The sequence below is a fragment of the Oscillatoria sp. FACHB-1407 genome (genome assembly GCF_014697545.1).
Classification (GTDB): domain Bacteria; phylum Cyanobacteriota; class Cyanobacteriia; order Elainellales; family Elainellaceae; genus FACHB-1407.
In genome coordinates this window covers 20212-37778 of record NZ_JACJSA010000035.1, presented here as the reverse complement: position 1 = coordinate 37778, position 17567 = coordinate 20212, and the positions used below count along the sequence as shown (strand labels likewise).

The 17567-nt window shown below is 52.1% G+C and carries 13 protein-coding genes; 6 read left to right on the top strand and 7 right to left on the bottom strand.

Annotation, left to right across the window (positions count from 1 at the left end):
* Window positions 1-348 precede the first annotated feature (348 nt).
* Entirely contained in the window at window positions 349-2043 is a 1695-nt protein-coding gene (locus tag H6G89_RS32150) for an ATP-binding protein (RefSeq protein ID WP_190514091.1), read from the top strand.
* Window positions 2044-2066: 23 nt separating this feature from the next.
* On the opposite strand, the gene H6G89_RS32145 is transcribed toward H6G89_RS32150, so the two are convergent.
* The gene (locus H6G89_RS32145) at window positions 2067-4634 is read right to left on the bottom strand and encodes a CHAT domain-containing protein (protein ID WP_190514090.1); all 2568 of its coding nucleotides are present in this window, start codon (window positions 4632-4634) and stop codon (window positions 2067-2069) included.
* Window positions 4635-5140: 506 nt separating this feature from the next.
* Here H6G89_RS32145 and H6G89_RS32140 point away from each other — a divergent pair.
* Entirely contained in the window at window positions 5141-7285 is a 2145-nt protein-coding gene (locus H6G89_RS32140; RefSeq protein WP_190514089.1) for a serine/threonine-protein kinase, read from the top strand.
* 100 nt (window positions 7286-7385) lie between these two features.
* Window positions 7386-8657 (top strand): hypothetical protein, encoded by a 1272-nt coding sequence (locus tag H6G89_RS32135; protein ID WP_190514094.1) that lies wholly within the window; start codon window positions 7386-7388, stop codon window positions 8655-8657.
* 13 nt (window positions 8658-8670) lie between these two features.
* On the opposite strand, the gene H6G89_RS32130 is transcribed toward H6G89_RS32135, so the two are convergent.
* Window positions 8671-8886 (bottom strand): hypothetical protein, encoded by a 216-nt coding sequence (locus tag H6G89_RS32130; protein ID WP_190514088.1) that lies wholly within the window; start codon window positions 8884-8886, stop codon window positions 8671-8673.
* A gap of 190 nt (window positions 8887-9076) precedes the next feature.
* Here H6G89_RS32130 and H6G89_RS34680 point away from each other — a divergent pair, with 190 nt between their 5' ends.
* Entirely contained in the window at window positions 9077-10195 is a 1119-nt protein-coding gene (locus H6G89_RS34680) for a Ycf66 family protein (protein WP_199337057.1), read from the top strand.
* A 101-nt stretch (window positions 10196-10296) separates the two neighbouring features.
* Here H6G89_RS34680 and H6G89_RS32120 read toward each other — a convergent pair whose 3' ends face one another.
* Window positions 10297-11871: a S8 family peptidase gene (locus H6G89_RS32120; protein ID WP_190514087.1), complete on the bottom strand. Its 1575-nt coding sequence runs from the start codon at window positions 11869-11871 to the stop codon at window positions 10297-10299.
* A 293-nt stretch (window positions 11872-12164) separates the two neighbouring features.
* On the opposite strand from H6G89_RS32120, the gene H6G89_RS32115 reads away from it, so the two are divergent.
* Complete coding sequence (locus H6G89_RS32115) at window positions 12165-13088, top strand: YihY/virulence factor BrkB family protein (RefSeq protein WP_190514086.1); 924 nt, start codon at window positions 12165-12167, stop codon at window positions 13086-13088.
* Between the two features lie 2 nt (window positions 13089-13090).
* Here H6G89_RS32115 and H6G89_RS32110 read toward each other — a convergent pair whose 3' ends face one another.
* Both H6G89_RS32110 and H6G89_RS32105 read right to left on the bottom strand, forming a co-directional pair.
* Window positions 13091-13282: a hypothetical protein gene (locus H6G89_RS32110; protein ID WP_190514085.1), complete on the bottom strand. Its 192-nt coding sequence runs from the start codon at window positions 13280-13282 to the stop codon at window positions 13091-13093.
* A gap of 51 nt (window positions 13283-13333) precedes the next feature.
* Window positions 13334-13528 (bottom strand): hypothetical protein, encoded by a 195-nt coding sequence (locus tag H6G89_RS32105; protein ID WP_190514084.1) that lies wholly within the window; start codon window positions 13526-13528, stop codon window positions 13334-13336.
* Window positions 13529-14019: 491 nt separating this feature from the next.
* Between H6G89_RS32105 and H6G89_RS32100 the strand changes: the two genes are divergently transcribed.
* Entirely contained in the window at window positions 14020-14595 is a 576-nt protein-coding gene (locus tag H6G89_RS32100) for an SRPBCC family protein (RefSeq protein WP_190514083.1), read from the top strand.
* 13 nt (window positions 14596-14608) lie between these two features.
* Here the strand turns inward: H6G89_RS32100 and H6G89_RS32095 are convergent, their stop codons facing one another.
* Both H6G89_RS32095 and H6G89_RS32090 read right to left on the bottom strand, forming a co-directional pair.
* Window positions 14609-15952, bottom strand: coding sequence for a TldD/PmbA family protein (locus H6G89_RS32095; RefSeq protein ID WP_190514082.1), 1344 nt, complete (start codon window positions 15950-15952; stop codon window positions 14609-14611).
* A gap of 6 nt (window positions 15953-15958) precedes the next feature.
* Entirely contained in the window at window positions 15959-17398 is a 1440-nt protein-coding gene (locus H6G89_RS32090; protein ID WP_190514081.1) for a TldD/PmbA family protein, read from the bottom strand.
* Window positions 17399-17567 lie beyond the last annotated feature (169 nt).

Here is a 17567-nt window from a genome sequence, read left to right as displayed (position 1 = left end):
ATTCGTGACTGGAAACCTGCTCTCAATCGCTTCGCGATTGAATTCGGCGATCGCTTTCCAACTTGAGTTTTTACCCTTGACACAATCTATTTGACATACCCACTTTGCCTTGTGTGAGGTTCGGCGTTTGCTTGCTTCGTGACGAGATAGTAGATGCCTTAGGGGTGTGAACATTTCAGGATGAGATATTCTCCTGATTTAGATTAACTGGTCTAGGGTCTGGCAGTTATCCGTAATCTCCCTACGCTCATTGATTAATGACTCGTAAACATTCCAGGTAATAGCCCGTATTAACACGAGTCCAAATTTTCTCTCTCCACTGTTTCTTAACCTTTTTTAACGATCGCTATGACAAACGTTCAAATCCCTTTGTCCCCACTGCATACAATCGGTACGGTGAAAGGTCCAGGTGAGAATGGTAACCAGTATGTTTTCATCACCTCCGATAATCGTTATGTCAAGATTGGGGAATTTGTCTATTACGAAGTTGCTGCTGAGCGGGCTGATTTGCCCAAGTTGCAGATTTTAGGCAAGATTTCAGATCGTTGCCTGATCGATCACCTGCCTGACCGTATTTTTGCAGACACAGAGATTAGTCCTGAGGCGATCGCCGCTCTGGTTGGGTTTGCCCATCCCAATCCTGAAATTTATGAGGTGACGGTGGATGTTGTCGGTTACTTCCATCCAGCATTGGGGTTTATGAATCCCCGTCGCACGCCTGATCCTGGTGCCAAGGTTTATTTGGCGGATGATGCAGGGTTGCAGCAAATTTTGAATCGTAAGCCCCTGGGATCGGTGGGATCAGCGCATATCGGCTCTTTGCTGTTGCGGGAGACAGCCTCTGTTCCGGTGGTGATTGATGTTAAAGAACTGGTCAGTACTCATATGGCGATTCTGGCGGGTACTGGGTCGGGGAAGTCTTACACGGCTGGGGTTTTAGTTGAGGAGTTGTTATCTCCTTACAATCGAGCAGCGGTGTTGATTTTTGATCCCCATGGAGAATATGACACGCTGGCTCAGATGCGCGGTCATGCCAGTTTTGCAACTGAAGATGGCTATGCCCCTCAGGTGAATATTTTGAAGCCAGAGGATATTCGTATCCGGATCTCATCGCTGGATTATTACGACATTCTGACCCTGTTGCCGGAGATGAGCGATCGCCAACAAGCGATTCTCAACAAAGCCTTCACCATTCTCAAACGGCACCGGAAAGGGGACTATCGCTGGGGGGTTCAGGATCTAATTGCAGCGGTGTATGAAGCCGATCGCAGTCAGGATGAAGACGGTAACGAGCGGGTGGGTTCTTCGGCTCCGGCGATCGAGTGGAAACTGGAACGATTTGAGCGATCGCCCTACTTTCACTCATTTGAGCATTTGCCCCCTCGAAAATTGTTTGAGCCAGGGCAAGTGACGGTCTTGCAAATGAACGAAATTAGCCAGGAAGAACAGCAGGTTATTTGTGCGGCTGTGTTGCGGCAGGCAAACCAGGCTCGCATGAATACGCTCAAGGAAAATATTGGTCCAGACGATGAAAGCTACCTGCCCTATCCGGTGTTTATTTTGATTGAGGAGGCACACCGCTTTGCCCCTGCCCATGAGCCGTCGCGCTGCAAGATGATTTTGCGGACGATTTTGAGTGAGGGGCGCAAGTTTGGGTTAGGGGTGGGGCTGATCACACAGCGTCCGGGCAAACTCGACTCAGATGTGCTGTCGCAGTGCATGAGCCAATTCATTATGCGGATTGTCAATCCGGTGGATCAGGACAGCTTGAAGTATGGCGTTGAGGCAGCGGGGCGGGATCTGCTAAAAGAACTGCCTGCCCTCACCAAAGGACAGGTGATTATTGCCGGGGCATGCGTCAATACGCCTGTGTTGTGCAAGGTGCGGGAACGCAAGACGAAGCACGGTGGTGAAACGCTAAACGCCCCCGAAATGTGGCAAAGCTACTTTCAATCGCATCAGATTGAAACCCGCAAAATGGAGCAGGCTCCCGTTGTTAGCCGTGCTCGTCCGAAAACCTTTCGGGGAGCGAGTATCGAGTAGGAAAGGATGAAGGATGAAGGTTCCTAGCGGGTGGCGAGCGATCGCCACTCATTAACAGCAGATTCCGTCCATAACCAGGTTTTACCCAATTCGTTGGGGTTAAAGTCCATGGGGTCACTGCTCATGACAATCTGGTAGAACCGAAGGGCTTGACTCATGGCTTCTTCGGGGTCTGTGTCCAGCTTGTTATGCTCTGAACCTTGCTTGTATGCCAGAGCCAGAACGGCGATCGCGTTTAGTGTCTCCTGATCGCTGATGGGAGGATTAGGGATGGAGCAGTCAGATGTGTTGCCGCCTGCACTAGTGTCTAATGCCTGACACAGGGTGGCGATCGCCTGTTTCAAGTTGCCATCAGCATAGTAGGCAAATCCCAGAGCCGTTTGATATTGTGGTACATCGGGATCAGCCTTGACGGCTCTGTCCCAGAAGCGAATCACATCAGAGAGACTAAAGTCGTCTTCCCCACGCTTGATTTGTTCCCAAGCCAGTCTGCCCCGCAAGAAGTTGACCTCTGGACGCTCTAGTTCATTATTGGGTACAGCCTCCAGAGCAGAAGCGGCTTCTTGTATAGCCCCCCGCTCTAACAATGCTGTCACTGCCTGTTGCCCTACGTCTAAGTCATTGTTGCTAAAGCGACTGATGGCGACTTCCGTTAAGGTCACAGTATCTGCCTTAGCAAAAAAGTCTGTATCGAAGGAGGTCGCACTGGGTATCGGAATAGGGCTGACGGTTGGAGAAGCGGTTATATCAGGTTGTCGATTTAATAGGTCAGGGGCAAACCGCATCACCGCGAACCCGATTGCCATCGTCCCCACAATGCCTGCCAGGGGTAACAATAAGTAACGGTTTTGCCACCAGGACGGTTGAGGCGAGGGGGTCAGTGGCTTGGCGATCGCTGCTTTGGAGAGATCAGCAGGAACGTAATCGGGTTGATAGGGGGGTGCTGGAGGAATCTCCGGTAGGTCATCTGCCAGAGCCAGTCCTGCTATGGATGATTCGCGAGACAGCAGTGGGGTACGAGCAGGGGCAATTGTCTCATCGGAGTTTTGCTGCGATAACTGCTCAATCAAGTCGGCAACGACCGCTACATCTCGTTGATAGGTTTCATCCGGGTCTACCTCAAACCCGTTCAACCCGTTTTGAGTCACCAGGTCGTAGCCGATGTCGCTCAAATCATCATCGTCTAACACCGCTCTGGTAATCATGTCGAGGTCATCCTCGGACTCCAGCGGAGGAGTTGTCACTTTGGGATTCAGCGTAGGAGTGGCAGGTTCACCTCGATAGACTACATCGGGCACCGGGAGATTGGGGGCAGGCATAACCAGAAGGCGATCGCTCGGTGTATCAACGGTGCGATCGCCCGCTGTCAGGTAACCGTCAAAATCGGCATGCATATAGAGCACAGGCAGTGCCCAATACAATTGTTGTGAGCCGTAGGAGGTGATTAACCCCTGGCGGGCTCGACTCAAGCTGCGATCGATGGGATAGCCCTGTTTCAGGTTGCGATAAAACAGGCGGGTTAGATTCAGAGCTACCTCATCGGGAATTCGCTCTGCCATCGCTAACACCGCTGGAATTCCCCGGCTCACCAATGCCTCTGCCAGGTTGCGTTCTGGTGAGTCAATATCGACGGTGGTGTCAGGCGTGTGAGCACCCCGGCAGGAGTTAAACACTGCCATGCGGATGTGATTGTTGACCAGTAAGCCTGCCAGGTCATCACCACTCAAGGTTTCAGTTAGTCCTGTGCGGGGGTTGACCAGATACAAAGCCCCACCTGCTGCTCCCAGGTTGCTATGCCCGGCGTAATGAAAGACATGATATTGCCCCTGTTCCAGTTCCTGGGTGAGTTGCTCACGTCCGGGCTGTTGCAGCACCGTTAGCTGGATGTCGAGGGTCTTGCCAGCACTGCCCTCCGCCATTTGCCCCCGTAATTCTTGCTGAAGTTGCTCGGCTTCTCGTTTGAGTTCGAGCCGTTCCTGGTCGGAGGGGGTGGCGATCGCCATCAAAATGCGCAAGGGTTGATCGGGTTCAACCGCCAATGTGTTGCCTGTCAGGCTGCTACCAGGTTGATAGCGGGAAAAGATGACATCGGTGCCAGCGGCGATTGGTCGGGGAGCAGGGCTTAACCCGTCGGAGTAGCGCGATCGCGACGAAGAGGGATCGACACTGCCATACATGACTTCCCAGGGCAACCGCAGCAGACGAGAGCCTTTTAAGCCCAGTCGCAATCTCAAGATTTCACCTTTATGTTGGGCAATGCCCTGCGCCGTCATCCAACTATCGCGGAGCCTGCCCTGAAACAACGCACTATAAAGCTGTTGCCCTAAATCGACCAGGGTAATGGGAGCCTGATCCGTGGGAGATGCATCCTTTGCCCCTTCAGGAAGTTCAAACCCACCAATGCGATGAGTGCCATGCAGCAACCCCAACAGTGGATCGTTCATTAAGTAACGGGCTTGTGACAGCCACTCCTCCACAGTCCATTTGACCTGCTCTTCCGCCAAAGGTACTCCAGATGCGACTCTTTCCGTCCGCACCAGATAACGTTCTTCTCCTAATGGGGTTACAGAGATATAAAACTCTTGGATCACTGCTTTAGCGTTCTCCTGAGATTGCTAGATCGAGGTAATGGGTGGTGACGTAAGCGCATCAAATCAGGAACCTATTGACTACACACTGCAATCCGCTTTGTGGCAAATCAGGTTATTTCAACTACTTCTATCGCAGATTTGCCCTAATTTTTTCCGGATGGCAGCCACTATTTATAGAACAAAGGAATGGTAGATGCACCCTGATATAACACCTCCGGCTCAGACATTGGGCTTGGAGGTTTTTTATTGCCGCCAAATCGACAAAAAAGGTGAAGCCTCAGGATACGGTTGAGTGTTGCTTACTCTCATCTTAGCGATTGAGCCTTAAGTTAGAGCGAATTTGTTACGTAGCTGCTCCGCAACCGTCATAATTTGTGTCTTATAAGACTTAGAGTGGGAATTTAAATTTATCCAGAGAACCTGAGTTTTTTTGATACTCTGGGCAGATATACTGAGGTCGATGCAATCTGCTAGGCATCCTAAAACACGGCGTAAGGATTCACCTGATGACAGCAGCGGCAGAAATTGTTCCTGGAACAATCGTTGATAATCGTTATCAAATCCAAAAAATATTAGGACAGGGCGGCTTTGGGCGTACCTATCTGGCTGCTGACAGCCGTCGCTTTGGCGAACTGTGCGTGTTGAAGGAGTTTGCTCCACTCGGCAGTGATGAGTATGTTTTGCAAAAGGCGCGGGAGTTGTTTCAGCGCGAGGCAAAAATATTACACGGGTTAAATCACCCCCAGATTCCTAAGTTTTTAGCCTGGTTTGAAGATAATGGGCGACTGTTTATCGGGCAAGAATACGTCAACGGCAAGACCTATTGGACGTTGTTGCAAGAGCGGCAACAACAGGGCTTAACGTTTACCGAAGCAGAAGTGGTGTTGTGGTTGCGAGATTTGCTGAATGTGCTCAGCTACATTCACGATCGCAAAATTATTCACCGCGACATTTCACCCGATAACATCATGCTGCCAGATGGCAAAAGCTTGCCCGTCTTGATTGATTTTGGTGTGGTCAAAGAGGCAGCGACGCAACTGATTGGGGCAACTCCGGGCAATAGCTTGATTCAAGCGTCAGTAGTCGTGGGCAAATTTGGCTATGCTCCCTATGAACAGATCCGCCTGGGGCAGTGTTCTGCTCGAACCGATCTGTATGCCCTTGCGGTGACAGCCGTGGTGCTGCTGACGGGCAAACATCCCAGCCAATTTATCGATCGCACCACTTTAGACTGGCTCTGGCACTCAATGGTGCAGATTGACCCACGATTTGTTGCCATTCTTGACCAGTTGATGGCAGAAAAGCCACAAGATCGCTATCCCTCTGCGCAGGCAGTCTTGGCAGATCTGCAACCGTTGATTTTGCAGGCTGCGACTCAGCTAGCGGGGAATGTGCCACCTACCGCCATTGGACAACCAAAACAGGCGATCGGGCAAGTCACACCCCCTCCCCTCCTGACAGGATCGTCACCCAATATCACCCAACCTAATCCCGATTGGCAGGGAGCATCACCGTCTGTAGCCGCTGAAGCTACTGAGGCGATGCCTGTTGGGATTCCCCCTGCTCATACTTTTGAGCGACCAGTCACCCCGGCAGGCGCAACAACTGCGGCAACGAATGGGACTGGGTCTACCCCTGAAGCCACGCAAACAGCAGCCACACAAGTTGCCGCTCTTGGCAGCGGTGCCTCCTTCACGCCGTTACAACGGGGTTGGTTTAACTCACGTCAGACGGTGGTGATTCCCCTGGTGGCGTTGTTATTGGGAGGTGTAGGGTTAGCAGGTGTCTCACCCTACGTTGCGCCGCTGTGTCGCACCTTTAACAATTGCACCAGTGGGCAGGAGTTTACAAACCGCTATCGAGAGACGGTGCAGCAAGCCGAGGCAGCGATCGCCTCTGCTGAGTCAGCCACAACAGTCGAAGTCTTAGAAGATGCGCGCAATCTCCTGGCTGACGCGGTGAATCAGCTCGACACCCAACTCAACTTGATCGACCGAAACACGGATTTGTATCGACAAATAGACAGCTCTTTTAATGCGTACGATGCCCGGTTGAAGGAGCTTAATCAGCAGCTCGAACGCGAGCAAGAGGCGGTTACTCTGTTGCAGCAGGCAGAAGAAGCGGCTCAAGCGGCTACAACACGGTCAACCGCAGGGACGTTGGATGCCTATGAGTTTGCGAAGGGACAATGGGAAACCGCGCTAGCAGCCCTGGATGGAATTGCAGATGAAGTGTTTATTGCGGATCAGGTCAAGGCGCGATCGCAACAATATCGAGATAAGTTGACCGAGATCGATCGCCTGATTGCGGGTCAAACCGCAAGCCCCTCTCCGTCCCCGACCGTTGCCCCTGCTCCAGTCACCGCAGCCACCCCCAGCCAAGTCAACTCCCCAGCTGCGTCTCCGCGATCGACTACCCGTTCCAGCGATCGAGCTACGCCACGACGAGATCCGACACCTCGTGCGGTTCCAGCAGCGCGAGAGACTCCACCTGCGGTACGAGAAGTTCCAGCGGCGCGAGAGGCTCCACCTGCCCGTGAAGCCCCAGCCGCTACCCCTACTCCCCCAGCCGCTGATAACAAGACGCCTGTCGTGCCCCCGCTACCTCCGCCATCGCCTGCACCGTTGGTGTGTCCTGGTAGCGTGTGTTGAGGGGAATGAACCCCTGATAGGCTGCTCGTGTTTCCTCTAACCGGAATAGTTGATTGAGATGTTGTTGTAAATGGTGAAATTCGTTGTTGAATCAATTCCTATGCTGAAGCGAGTTTGGCAGTCAGGACTGTTGGCGATCGCCGCCTCTTTTACGCTAAATGTGGCAGTCGAACCAGGAATCGCCCAGACCAGAGCCGAAGAAACGATGACTCAAGACGACTTGATTACGATCTTTGGGTTGCCGTGGGGCGCAGGAGACTGGGAGTTTAGCCGAATTGTGGAAGTCCAACGCAACAGTATTGATCCAACTGTTGTGGGTCGAACAGTCCTCGATCGCCACGGTATTGACGAAAGTAGAACCAATCACCCGCTTTTAGGGTTGATCAATCGCCCCTTTGAGGGGCCACGACCAGGGCGGGTCGTTCTCATCTCTGCCTGGGGCAGCAACAATGATGGGTGTTATGCTGAGCTGATCTTCCATGTCGCCACGAATAACGCCCAAGGGAATGCGGCTCGCATCATTCCCACCCGCATTGAGATGAATATTAATGGGCAATTGCTGACGTTAACGCCTCAGTCAAACCGAGCGGCACGTTACTCTGATCCCACGCCATTTAATTATGTGGATTACGTCCAGCAGGGAAACAACTATAACGAAATCGCGTTGGGTGGCAGTTGGTACGCAGCCCGACACCTCTTCCAGGTTGATGCCAATGATGCCCGGATTTTGAGTAGTGCTCCAGATCAGGATATTCCCGTCCGAGTCACCTTAAGAACGGGTCAACCCATCACCTATGAAATCGGAGATGACACGGTGCGGCGATGGCGTGATGTCTTTAGCTATAACCCAAGCTGTAGATCCGGAGGAGCCGTTGCGGCTCGACCTACCCCGACTCCAGTCCCCGCTGCGATCCCGACTCCAACTCCAGCACCAGCCGCAACCCCTGCTCCGACCGCAGCACCAACACCCACCCCAACTCCGACCCCTGCTGTCCGTCCGACTCAACCCGCCTCTGGCGAGATCGCGCTGACATCGGGGCAGACGGTTCAAGATGTGTCTTTGCGGCTTGAGAGTGCCAGAGTCACGCGACAGGGCACCTATGCTTTGAATCTAGTGATTGAGAACAATAGTCCCCGTAACTTTGGGTTTGTGCCTCTCTATGGCGGTCGCATTGAAGATGAAGCGGGAAATACAGTGCGATCGCGTATTTTGTTTGGCAACGGCGGTGGCGTTCTAGTGGAACCCGGCAGCACAGTACAAGGTGAAGTATATGTACTCGATCGCCGCTGGGAGGGGTCTGGCTCTCAAAACCTGTATCTGGTGGTTCGAGAGGGGACTCCGGGAGGACGCACGTTCCGGGTGCCGTTCTAAAACTAATCAGGTCTTAGTTGAAGAGTTTGGTCTTGGTGTACTGGTAGGATGCCAGTGCGCCTACCAACAGCAGCAGTTGAATTTGCCAGGGAGCTACCATCAGAGCCAGAAGTAGGCTGATAATGGCAACAGGGACACAGGCGATCGCCACTTCTGCACGGGTCTTCTCACACTTTTCGTAGAGATAAGCTGCTCCGATGGAAGTGACCAATGAAGCAATGAATAACACGACAGTTCCCTCGTCGAAACACAGTTTATAAGTATACAGTTAGTAACATATTGCTTATCCTTATGTAAAGAATCGACCATCTGGTTCACCCAATTGAGTGAATTTTTGACCATTGCATCCGCCTGTGCTTTCGAGGGACAATCTCAAGCAAAATGGGAGTAACCATCCTCAGAGAGGTAGGAGGAGCATCATGCTCGCATACATTCTGGCAATTGCCGTTGGGCTTGGCAGTTTTGCCCTCTATATGTCGGCTTTCTTTTTCCCAGAGGTACACCGCAAATATGACTTTACCTGGAGTGGCGTGGGCATGTTTTACGCGCTTGTGCTCTGGGTTTGTGCGGGTCGCATCACTGGAGGCGTTTTGCTGGGGCAATTTGCCAGTGTTGCTCTGTTGGGATGGTTTGGTTGGCAAACCCTATCGCTGCGCCGAGAACTCACTCCTCAAAATCTGCGAACTCAGCCCACGGCTCAGCCAATCTGGAAAACGCCACTGCACCTGTCCAAAACCAGCCTGCCAACTGAATCGCAACCTGTTTCATTGTTCTCAGGCTTAGCCAGCATCTCAGGACGATTAACCGAGCTAGCGAGTAACACCAGAGCCTTGATCAAGGGCTTGTGGCAAACCTCCAGCAAACCTGTGCAAAAACCGCCTGAACCTCCACCCCGGCCCACCATCGTGCGATCGCCTCTCTCAGAAGCGGAGAAAGCTGCCAAAGCAGAAGCACGAGCCAAAGCAAGGGAAGCCCGGTTAGCCGAAAGAGCCAGGGAAAAGGAGAAAGCAGCCAGCACGGCGGCACAGCGAGGTACTCATGAGACTCAGCCCACAGAAGAAGGGCAGATCGCACCAGAAGGAGTTGCTGCTCAGGGGGTTGAAGTGGTCAACGTAGCTCAGCCCACCGAGGAGGCGATCGCTTTGCAGACGGCTGATCAGGAGATCGGCGATCCCAACCTGGCGAATCCGAATAATTCTTTGGAACTGTTGGATGACGATTTCCTGACCGAGGATCAAGGGGGAGATACGTTTGAGACGAATGGCTCTGCTGCTAAAGCCGATATGGCTTCTTTAGAGCCGGACCTGGCTGAAATTACAGAGCCGCTGCTACCGACAGAAGCCGATTCAACCGAACTGATATCAGAACAGTTAGAGTCAGAGCCAGAATTGATATCAGAAGCGATTTCCCCTGTGGGAGACGGAGAAGCAAACGCCTCTCCGGAAAACGGGGAAGCTAATCCTGTGGAGGAATTACCCCCCACTTCAGAAGATGCATCCCTTGTGGCTGACCCTACAGAGCCAACCCAGCCACTCTAGCCTCAAGAGATTTAACGTAACCTGAGTTCGGGATCAGGGTTTTGCCATTTGATGGCAAAACCCGCTCCCACCCAATAATCGAACAGATTAAATTGCCATGCCTAAGACACGATGATGCCGTTAGGGTTAGCGGTTGCTGCCAGAATGCTCTCTACCTGATCGACGGTTAAGTTGGGATTGGCACTGAGAATCAGGGCTGCGACTCCGGCAACGTGAGGGGATGCCATCGATGTTCCGCTCCAGTTTTGGCTGTCAAATTGATCCCCAGGAACAGTGGAATAGACCGTTACACCGGGGGCAACGACAAAATCGAGGGGGCGATCGCCCGCTGGATTCGAGAAACTGGCTAATCGTCGGCGGATGTCGATCGCCCCTACTCCAACTCCCAGATTGCTGCTTGCATACAGAGCGGGGTAGATGGGTTGGATGGCTCCAATCAATTTCTCGTTGCCCGATGCCATGATGGCGATCGCCCCAAACTGCTTAGCAAAGCGCAGTGCGGCTTCGGTTTCAGGCATAGGAGGGTCACCCGGATTATTGCCCAGGCTGAGATTAAGCACTCGCGCTCCGTTTAACACGGCATAACGAATTCCAGCAGCAACATTGGCATCAAAGGTGCTCAAGCGGCGATCCTCTCGCCCACCGATAACCTTGACAGGCATAATTTTGGCGTCGTAAGCGACTCCTGTGGCACCAAACCCGTTATTCACAGCGGCGATCGCCCCTGCAACATGAGTCCCATGGCTATCCAGATCCATTGGGTTGTTAGTGCTACCGTCTACAAAGTTCCATCCACGGATGTCATCAATGTAGCCGTTGTTGTCATCATCAATGCCGTTACCATCAATCTCTCCGGGGTTTGTCCAGATGTTGTCCCGCAGGTCACTGTGGAGATAATCTACACCTGTATCGAGGACGGCAACGGTAATGCCCTGTCCTCTGAAACCCTGTGCCCAGGCTTCGGGTGCTCTAACCAGATCAAGGTTCCAGGCGTTGCCCCCCAGGTTAGCCACCTCAGCCGAGGTCGATCGCCCCAAAGCACGCGCAACAGCGGCTCCTGCATCCACCAACCCATACCCGAATGCTCTGTCAAAGACACCGGGTAAACGAGAGCGAGAGGTGCGCGTGACGAGCGTATATGACCCTGTATCGCCGCCATCGTAACTGGTGACGCGAAGGCGGTAGGTGATTCCCGCTTTGACGGTAAAGGTGACCCTGGAATTGGAATTACCCGATGCAATGTCGTCATTTTGAGTAATGACCCGCCCATTGGCAGCATTGATCACTTGCAAAAAAGCGTCAAAGCGACCAGAGGTCAGACTTGCGGTTACCTGTTGCCCGACCTGTATCTGCCGGAGAGTAAAATCGTCTGAATAGCTGGCAGGTCGTTTGGGATTACGTCGGTCGGATGAACTCAAACTACCTGTCAAGCGTTGGTTGGGTCTGATCGCAGTGGCTCGTGGCAAGGCAGTGGTTGTGACTCGACGGCTCCGTAGCGCAGTCTGAACACTTAAATTTGATGAATTTGATGGAGTTAATGTAAAGTGACTGGCTCTAGAGAGCGATCGCCCTTCAGCCAGCCATGGGTTCCTGGTAGACTGAAACGGATCATTCAGGGTGACACGAGCGTCAACTCGACTCGTCGAATTAGTTGAGTGTTGGGATGCAGATATCATCTTGCCTCAGGCGATAAATTCTGGAGAAGGTAAACAATCAAGCTAGGGCTTTGCAGTAACTACACGGGAAGTTAGTGCCGATCGGATAATGCACACCATGTCGTTTCACATTGGGAGGCGATTAGCTGTAAGCCAATGCAGCCATGCCTGTATCAATATGGCAAATAGACTCCCTGAGCGTCCTCTGGGTTTGCATAGTCAAGACAGCTCGGTGATGCGAAGTAGGTTGCTCCGTGGGGCGATCGCTTCACACCGCTTGCCAGTCACGCAGAAGAGGTGAACTTATAATGCCCATGCTATCCACTTCATTTGCTCGCTTTTTTGCCCATCTCACCCCCAAAACGATTTGGCGGGTCGTCGAGTCGGCTGGGCAACAACGCCTCCCTGGGTTGGCAGCTGAGATGGCATACAACGCGATGCTGGCGTTATTTCCGGCAATTTTGACCATCATCACAGCGATCGGCTTATTTAAGCCGCTCACCATCACGTTTGAGCGACTTGCCAGTCAATTGAGTGAAGTTGCCCCCCTCGAAGCGTTAGCCCTGATTCAAGACTTTGCGAACGAGATTAGCCGCAGCAGCAATCGGGGCTTATTCTCGTTAAGTTTTGTGGTTGCCCTGTGGGCATCATCGGGTGCCCTCAGTGCAGCGATGACAGCTCTGGATCAAATCCATCAAGTGCCACCCGCCGATCGCCGCCCCTTTTGGAAAGCAAAGCTGATTTCGCTAGGGCTGACCATTGGCACGATTTTATTGTTGATGCTTGCCTCTACGCTCATTTTTGTCAGCGATCTGGCTGTGCGCCGCATTGCGAATCACAGTGATCTGCTAAAACCGGGAGTGCTCACTGTCTGGCGATTATTGGCGTGGCCCTTGGCATTGGGCATCGTCTCGGTTGCCTTTGCGTTTGTCTATCGCTTTGGTCCCAGCCGTTGGATTCCGGGCAAGCCAATCCTGCCAGGAGCCATGTTAGCCGCTGTTTCGTGGGCGATCGTCTCAAGCTTGTTTCGCCTCTATGTCTCCAACTTTGGCGATTACAACCGAGTCTACGGTGCTGTTGGAGCCGTAATTGTGTTACTGCTTTGGCTCTATCTGAGTTCTCTCATTTTGCTGATTGGAGATCAGCTCAATGTCACCGTTTGTGAATCGATGCAGCAACGGCTTCAACCCCGAATTACCCCGATTAAAACCCCACAATTTTTGAAGAGGAAACGATAGGCTCAAGTCTGAACCCGTTGCACTCGGCTAATCACGGCTGCGCTGATGGTCAGTAGGAGTAGCAACCAGATGATGCCTCCGGGGATGAAGGTGAGCAACCCCAAGCCTCGCAAGATCCAGACGGTTACCGTAACCCCTAATAACAGTAGAAATATAGTTGTGGCGGGTTTTGTTGGTCTGCGAATACGCCTCATCCCCCCTGCTCCTTATCTGAGTGCAAATGTCTGACCATCTGCAAATGTCTGCTAGAATGACCGACTGCGAATACCCGCAAGAATGCCAGAGCCGATCGCCAACAGCACTAACGCTCCGATCGCCGCTCTGGGAATATTTGTCAACACACCAAACGCCTGTAACAGCAAAACAATTGCCATCATCACCAGCAAAATGCCAGCGATATAGAGAAAGATCATAATGGCAAGATTGGGAGATCGACCCACAAATACTACTCCTCCTACACTGCTTCTAATGCCCTCAACTGATATGGCGATCGCCACATCTGGGAACCATAAGAATTAAATCATCAAGAGCTTACCATGGAGTCTTATCAGTCCATACGCTAACGCCACAAAAGTGTCTTGTTCGCAGCAACATCAAGAGTGACAGGTAAGACGCCAAGAGCCTGTAAACTTATCAGAATCTTTACTGTTTGTTGTGCCTTTCCGTATGGAAACCCTCCAATAACTTTAGATACAACAAAAGAGAGAATACTCTAGTATTCTCAATCATAACGATTCAAAACAGCGACACATGGCGACTGCCCCATCGGGAAAATGGCTTCACACTTACGCTCCGCTGCCTACTGACACGCCGACCCCATGCAGCCATTACGTCAGCCTCATTTGAATGTCTAACCCTACACCGCTTCCCAGACCTTGATGCACAGGTCATAGGGGGTCATCATTCCCTCGTTAGGAGTCACTAAATCATAATGAATGGAATTGCAGTTGCTGGTCTGAGCCAGAACAACCAGTCTGAGAGCGACATCCAAAAACTCTTGAAGGGCGAGATTCTACTCGAAACAAAACCGTATTCTGCCTGGGGTGGAGCCGTTACTGCTCGAATGTATTTACCACTGGAGCGATCGCAAGTTTGGCAGCAGGTGACCGATTATTCCCGGTGGGTGCAATACTTCCCGGCATTGAGCCGCAGCGAAGTGTTACATCGAGGCGATGGTCAATCCAAGGGGGCAAAACGGCTCTATCAAGTCGCCAGCAAGGCTTTTTTGATGTTTACGGCGCAGGTTGAAATCTATCTCAAAGTGTTTGAGAGTATCCACCAAAAAACGGGGCACCAGATTCAGTTTTCTCTGGAACGGGGCAGCTTCACCGACTTTTCAGCCAATTTGAATTTGCAGGATTTCAAAACGGGTACGTTGTTAACCTACTCGGTGCAGGCAACCCCTACGGTTCTGGTGCCGTCCCTACTGATTCAAGAAGCCATGCGGCTTGACCTGCCCAGCAATCTGCAAAAGATGCGGCAGGTCTTGTGTGGATATTTTCGCTAAAGCCCACTCCTTCTTATAAGGTGTAGGTGAAGTCATCAACTACCATTCCGGGCACCCAGGTTCCCCCAAGAGAGCGATAGCCGTAAGTTTCCACATTCGGCACGAATTCTTGAGTATGGGTTAAGGCAACCAGGTTTTCGCCAAAACAGCGATAGAGGCTTTCGTCAAACCGGAGGTTTTCAATAGGGGCGACGATTTCTCCGTTTTCAACCCAAAAACAGGCATAGCGGGTCATTCCGGTGATACGGGCTGTGGTGCGATCGCTCCAGTTGAGGTAGTGCAAGTTTGACAGATAAAGCCCGGTATTGAGGGTTTTGAGGATGTCGGTGGGGTCGAGTGTACCGGGAGCTACTTCGGGCGATCGCAGAAACTCATCACTATTGGCACCATTAGCGATTTTGCCGTACTCCTTCGCTGTGCGAGAGTTGATTAGCGTATTGACCAATTGCCCTGACTCAATCACAGGTAGGGTGAGGGGTGCCACTTCGCCCAACTCATTAAAGCGAGGCACCAGACCCGATTCAAAGTTTTCGCGCAGGGTAAACATGGGCGACAGTTGCTTTTCACCCAATTGTAAGAGTCGCAACGCACTATTACCTTGCTGCATTGATGCTTCGCTAAGGGTACTCCAGCAAAGGTAGGCCACTATTTCGGCGATCGCAGCGGGAGCCAGGTAGGTGCGATATTGCCCCTTGGCGATGGGTTTGGGAGGTTGACTGAGGCGATCGAGTTGCACCTTTGCATCGGCTAACTTTGCCGTGTATGCCTCCGCATCCCAATGGCTACCTGCGAAGGTGCCTTTGAGTGCCTGACCTGACTCCGTAAAGATGGAATAGTCCAACGAGAAGGAATCGGTGGCAAACCAGTGTTTTTGTCCAAGAGAGTCAGCATATCCCCGCAGCAGCAATCCACCTGCATAGATGCCTGTGAAATCTAATTCGCTGACGGGAGCCAAAATGGTTGCAGCCACATCTGCCGGGTTGAGTAACTGCCCGGTGTGAACCTCGCGACTGTTGGCATTTCCGGTTGGGAGAACCAGATAGGGATCAATGGGTAGTTGAGGCAACTCCTGACGCAACTCCTCCAGGGACGATCGCGCCTGCTGCCAATCGGTTTCCCAGGTTCCGGTTAGCGGAAAGTCATAATACGCTGTGCGTTGGTCTGACATCAGCGTCAAGTGGACTCGACAATCAGTGACGATTCCTGTTTGTCGTACCTTAGCGTGGTTAAACCGGACAAACTGGCTCTGCTCTCCGGTGAGACTGAGGGTGAGATGTTCGTCGCTTTTAAGTTCTGCCAGCAACGCAGCGACTAACTGGTTAAAACTGGCTTCTAGTTTTGCTAAATCCTGATTCATAAAGCATTATTCTCCACCGCCAAATACTTCGACCCCCGCAAAAGCGCAAACGGGCGCACCATGACCCACTCGAATGGCTTGATTGGGTTCGCCTTTACCGCAGTAGGGGGTGCCGTAGATCTGCCAGGTGTCGTTGTTGCCGACTCGGATGAGGCTATGCCAAAACTCTGGCGTTGTGCCCCGGTAGTTGGGGTTGCGGACAGTTTTGGTAAGTTGTCCGTTCTCAATCAACTTGCCGTATTCGCAGCCAAACTGAAATTTGTAGCGTTGATCGTCAATCGACCAGGAACGGTTCGACTCCATGTAAACGCCGTAGTCGATGTTGCGGATGATATCGTCCAGGGAATCGGTGCCCGCTTCTAGATTCAAATTTGCCATGCGATCGATCGCCGGACGATTCCACGAGGAAGCTCGCGCACACGCTACCCCTGGCACCTTGGCTCTGGTCTGGCTTTCCAAACTGCCCAAGCCCCGCTGCAAAATTCCCTCTTGAATCACATATTCCTTTGTGGCAGGGGCACCCGTATCATCAAACTGGTAGCTGGCAAATTCTCCCGGAACAGTGGGGTTAAACGTGATGTTCATCAGTTTAGAACCGTAGGACAAATTGCCAAAATCTGAGAGTTTGACGAAGCTGCCGCCTGCGTAATTGCGCTCATCCCCCAGGATGCGATCGAGTTCGAGGGGATGTCCTACGCTCTCGTGAATCTGCAACATCATCTGGTCTGGCGCAAGCACGAGGGTGGTGGTTGCCGTTGGGCATTCCTCCGCTGTTAACAATTCCACCGTCTGTTCGCCAATCTGTCGTGCCCGCTCCCACAGATTTGGCTCTGGAAACAGTTCCCACCCGCCCTGATAACAGTGCGCCAGATAACCATTATTGCTGCGCTGTTGTACCATTGCCCCATCTTGAGCGGTAGCCCCAAAATGCGTTTCTAACAGCAAAAACTTTTGATAGACCTCAGACCCATTGCTGCTGACAAACCAAAACTCGGTTTCATTGGTCATCGCTACAGCGTTAGTCTGCACGATGTGATCCGAGACTTTGAGGGTCTGGCAGAGCCGCACTAACAGATCATTGACTTCGCCTGCGGTCATCACATCGAACGGCTTCAAGAACGGGGAGGTATATTGACCAACGACTTTTGGACGTGCTGCCACGGTCATCGGATAAATTGCCCACTGGCTCGCCGCTAATGCCTGTTGATAGGCGATCGCCGCTGCCTGTTGAATCTGCTCTGGTTGTAGCGAATTAACCGCACTGTAGCCGATTTGCCCATTCACCAACACTTCCACCATTACCCCGTAATTTGTGGACTTGCTGTTGTCCTGGGGCAACCCATCCCGCACCGAGCGATAGGCGATCGCCTCCTTCACTGCCCGCAACCCTACCCAATCTGCGGGAATCTCTAAGGTCGATAACACCTTCTGTAACTCAACAATCATGGATACCCCATCCCTTCCAGGCTCTTAGAATGCAATTCTTCTTTGTTTATAACAACCCAGCTAGCAACCCAGCTTTTTAGGGCTGAGTCAAGGTCATCTGGGCAACTTGGTAAGCTGAACAACTTGCCATGCTGATAGCTGTATGGATAGGCTAACAGTCATTCACCGT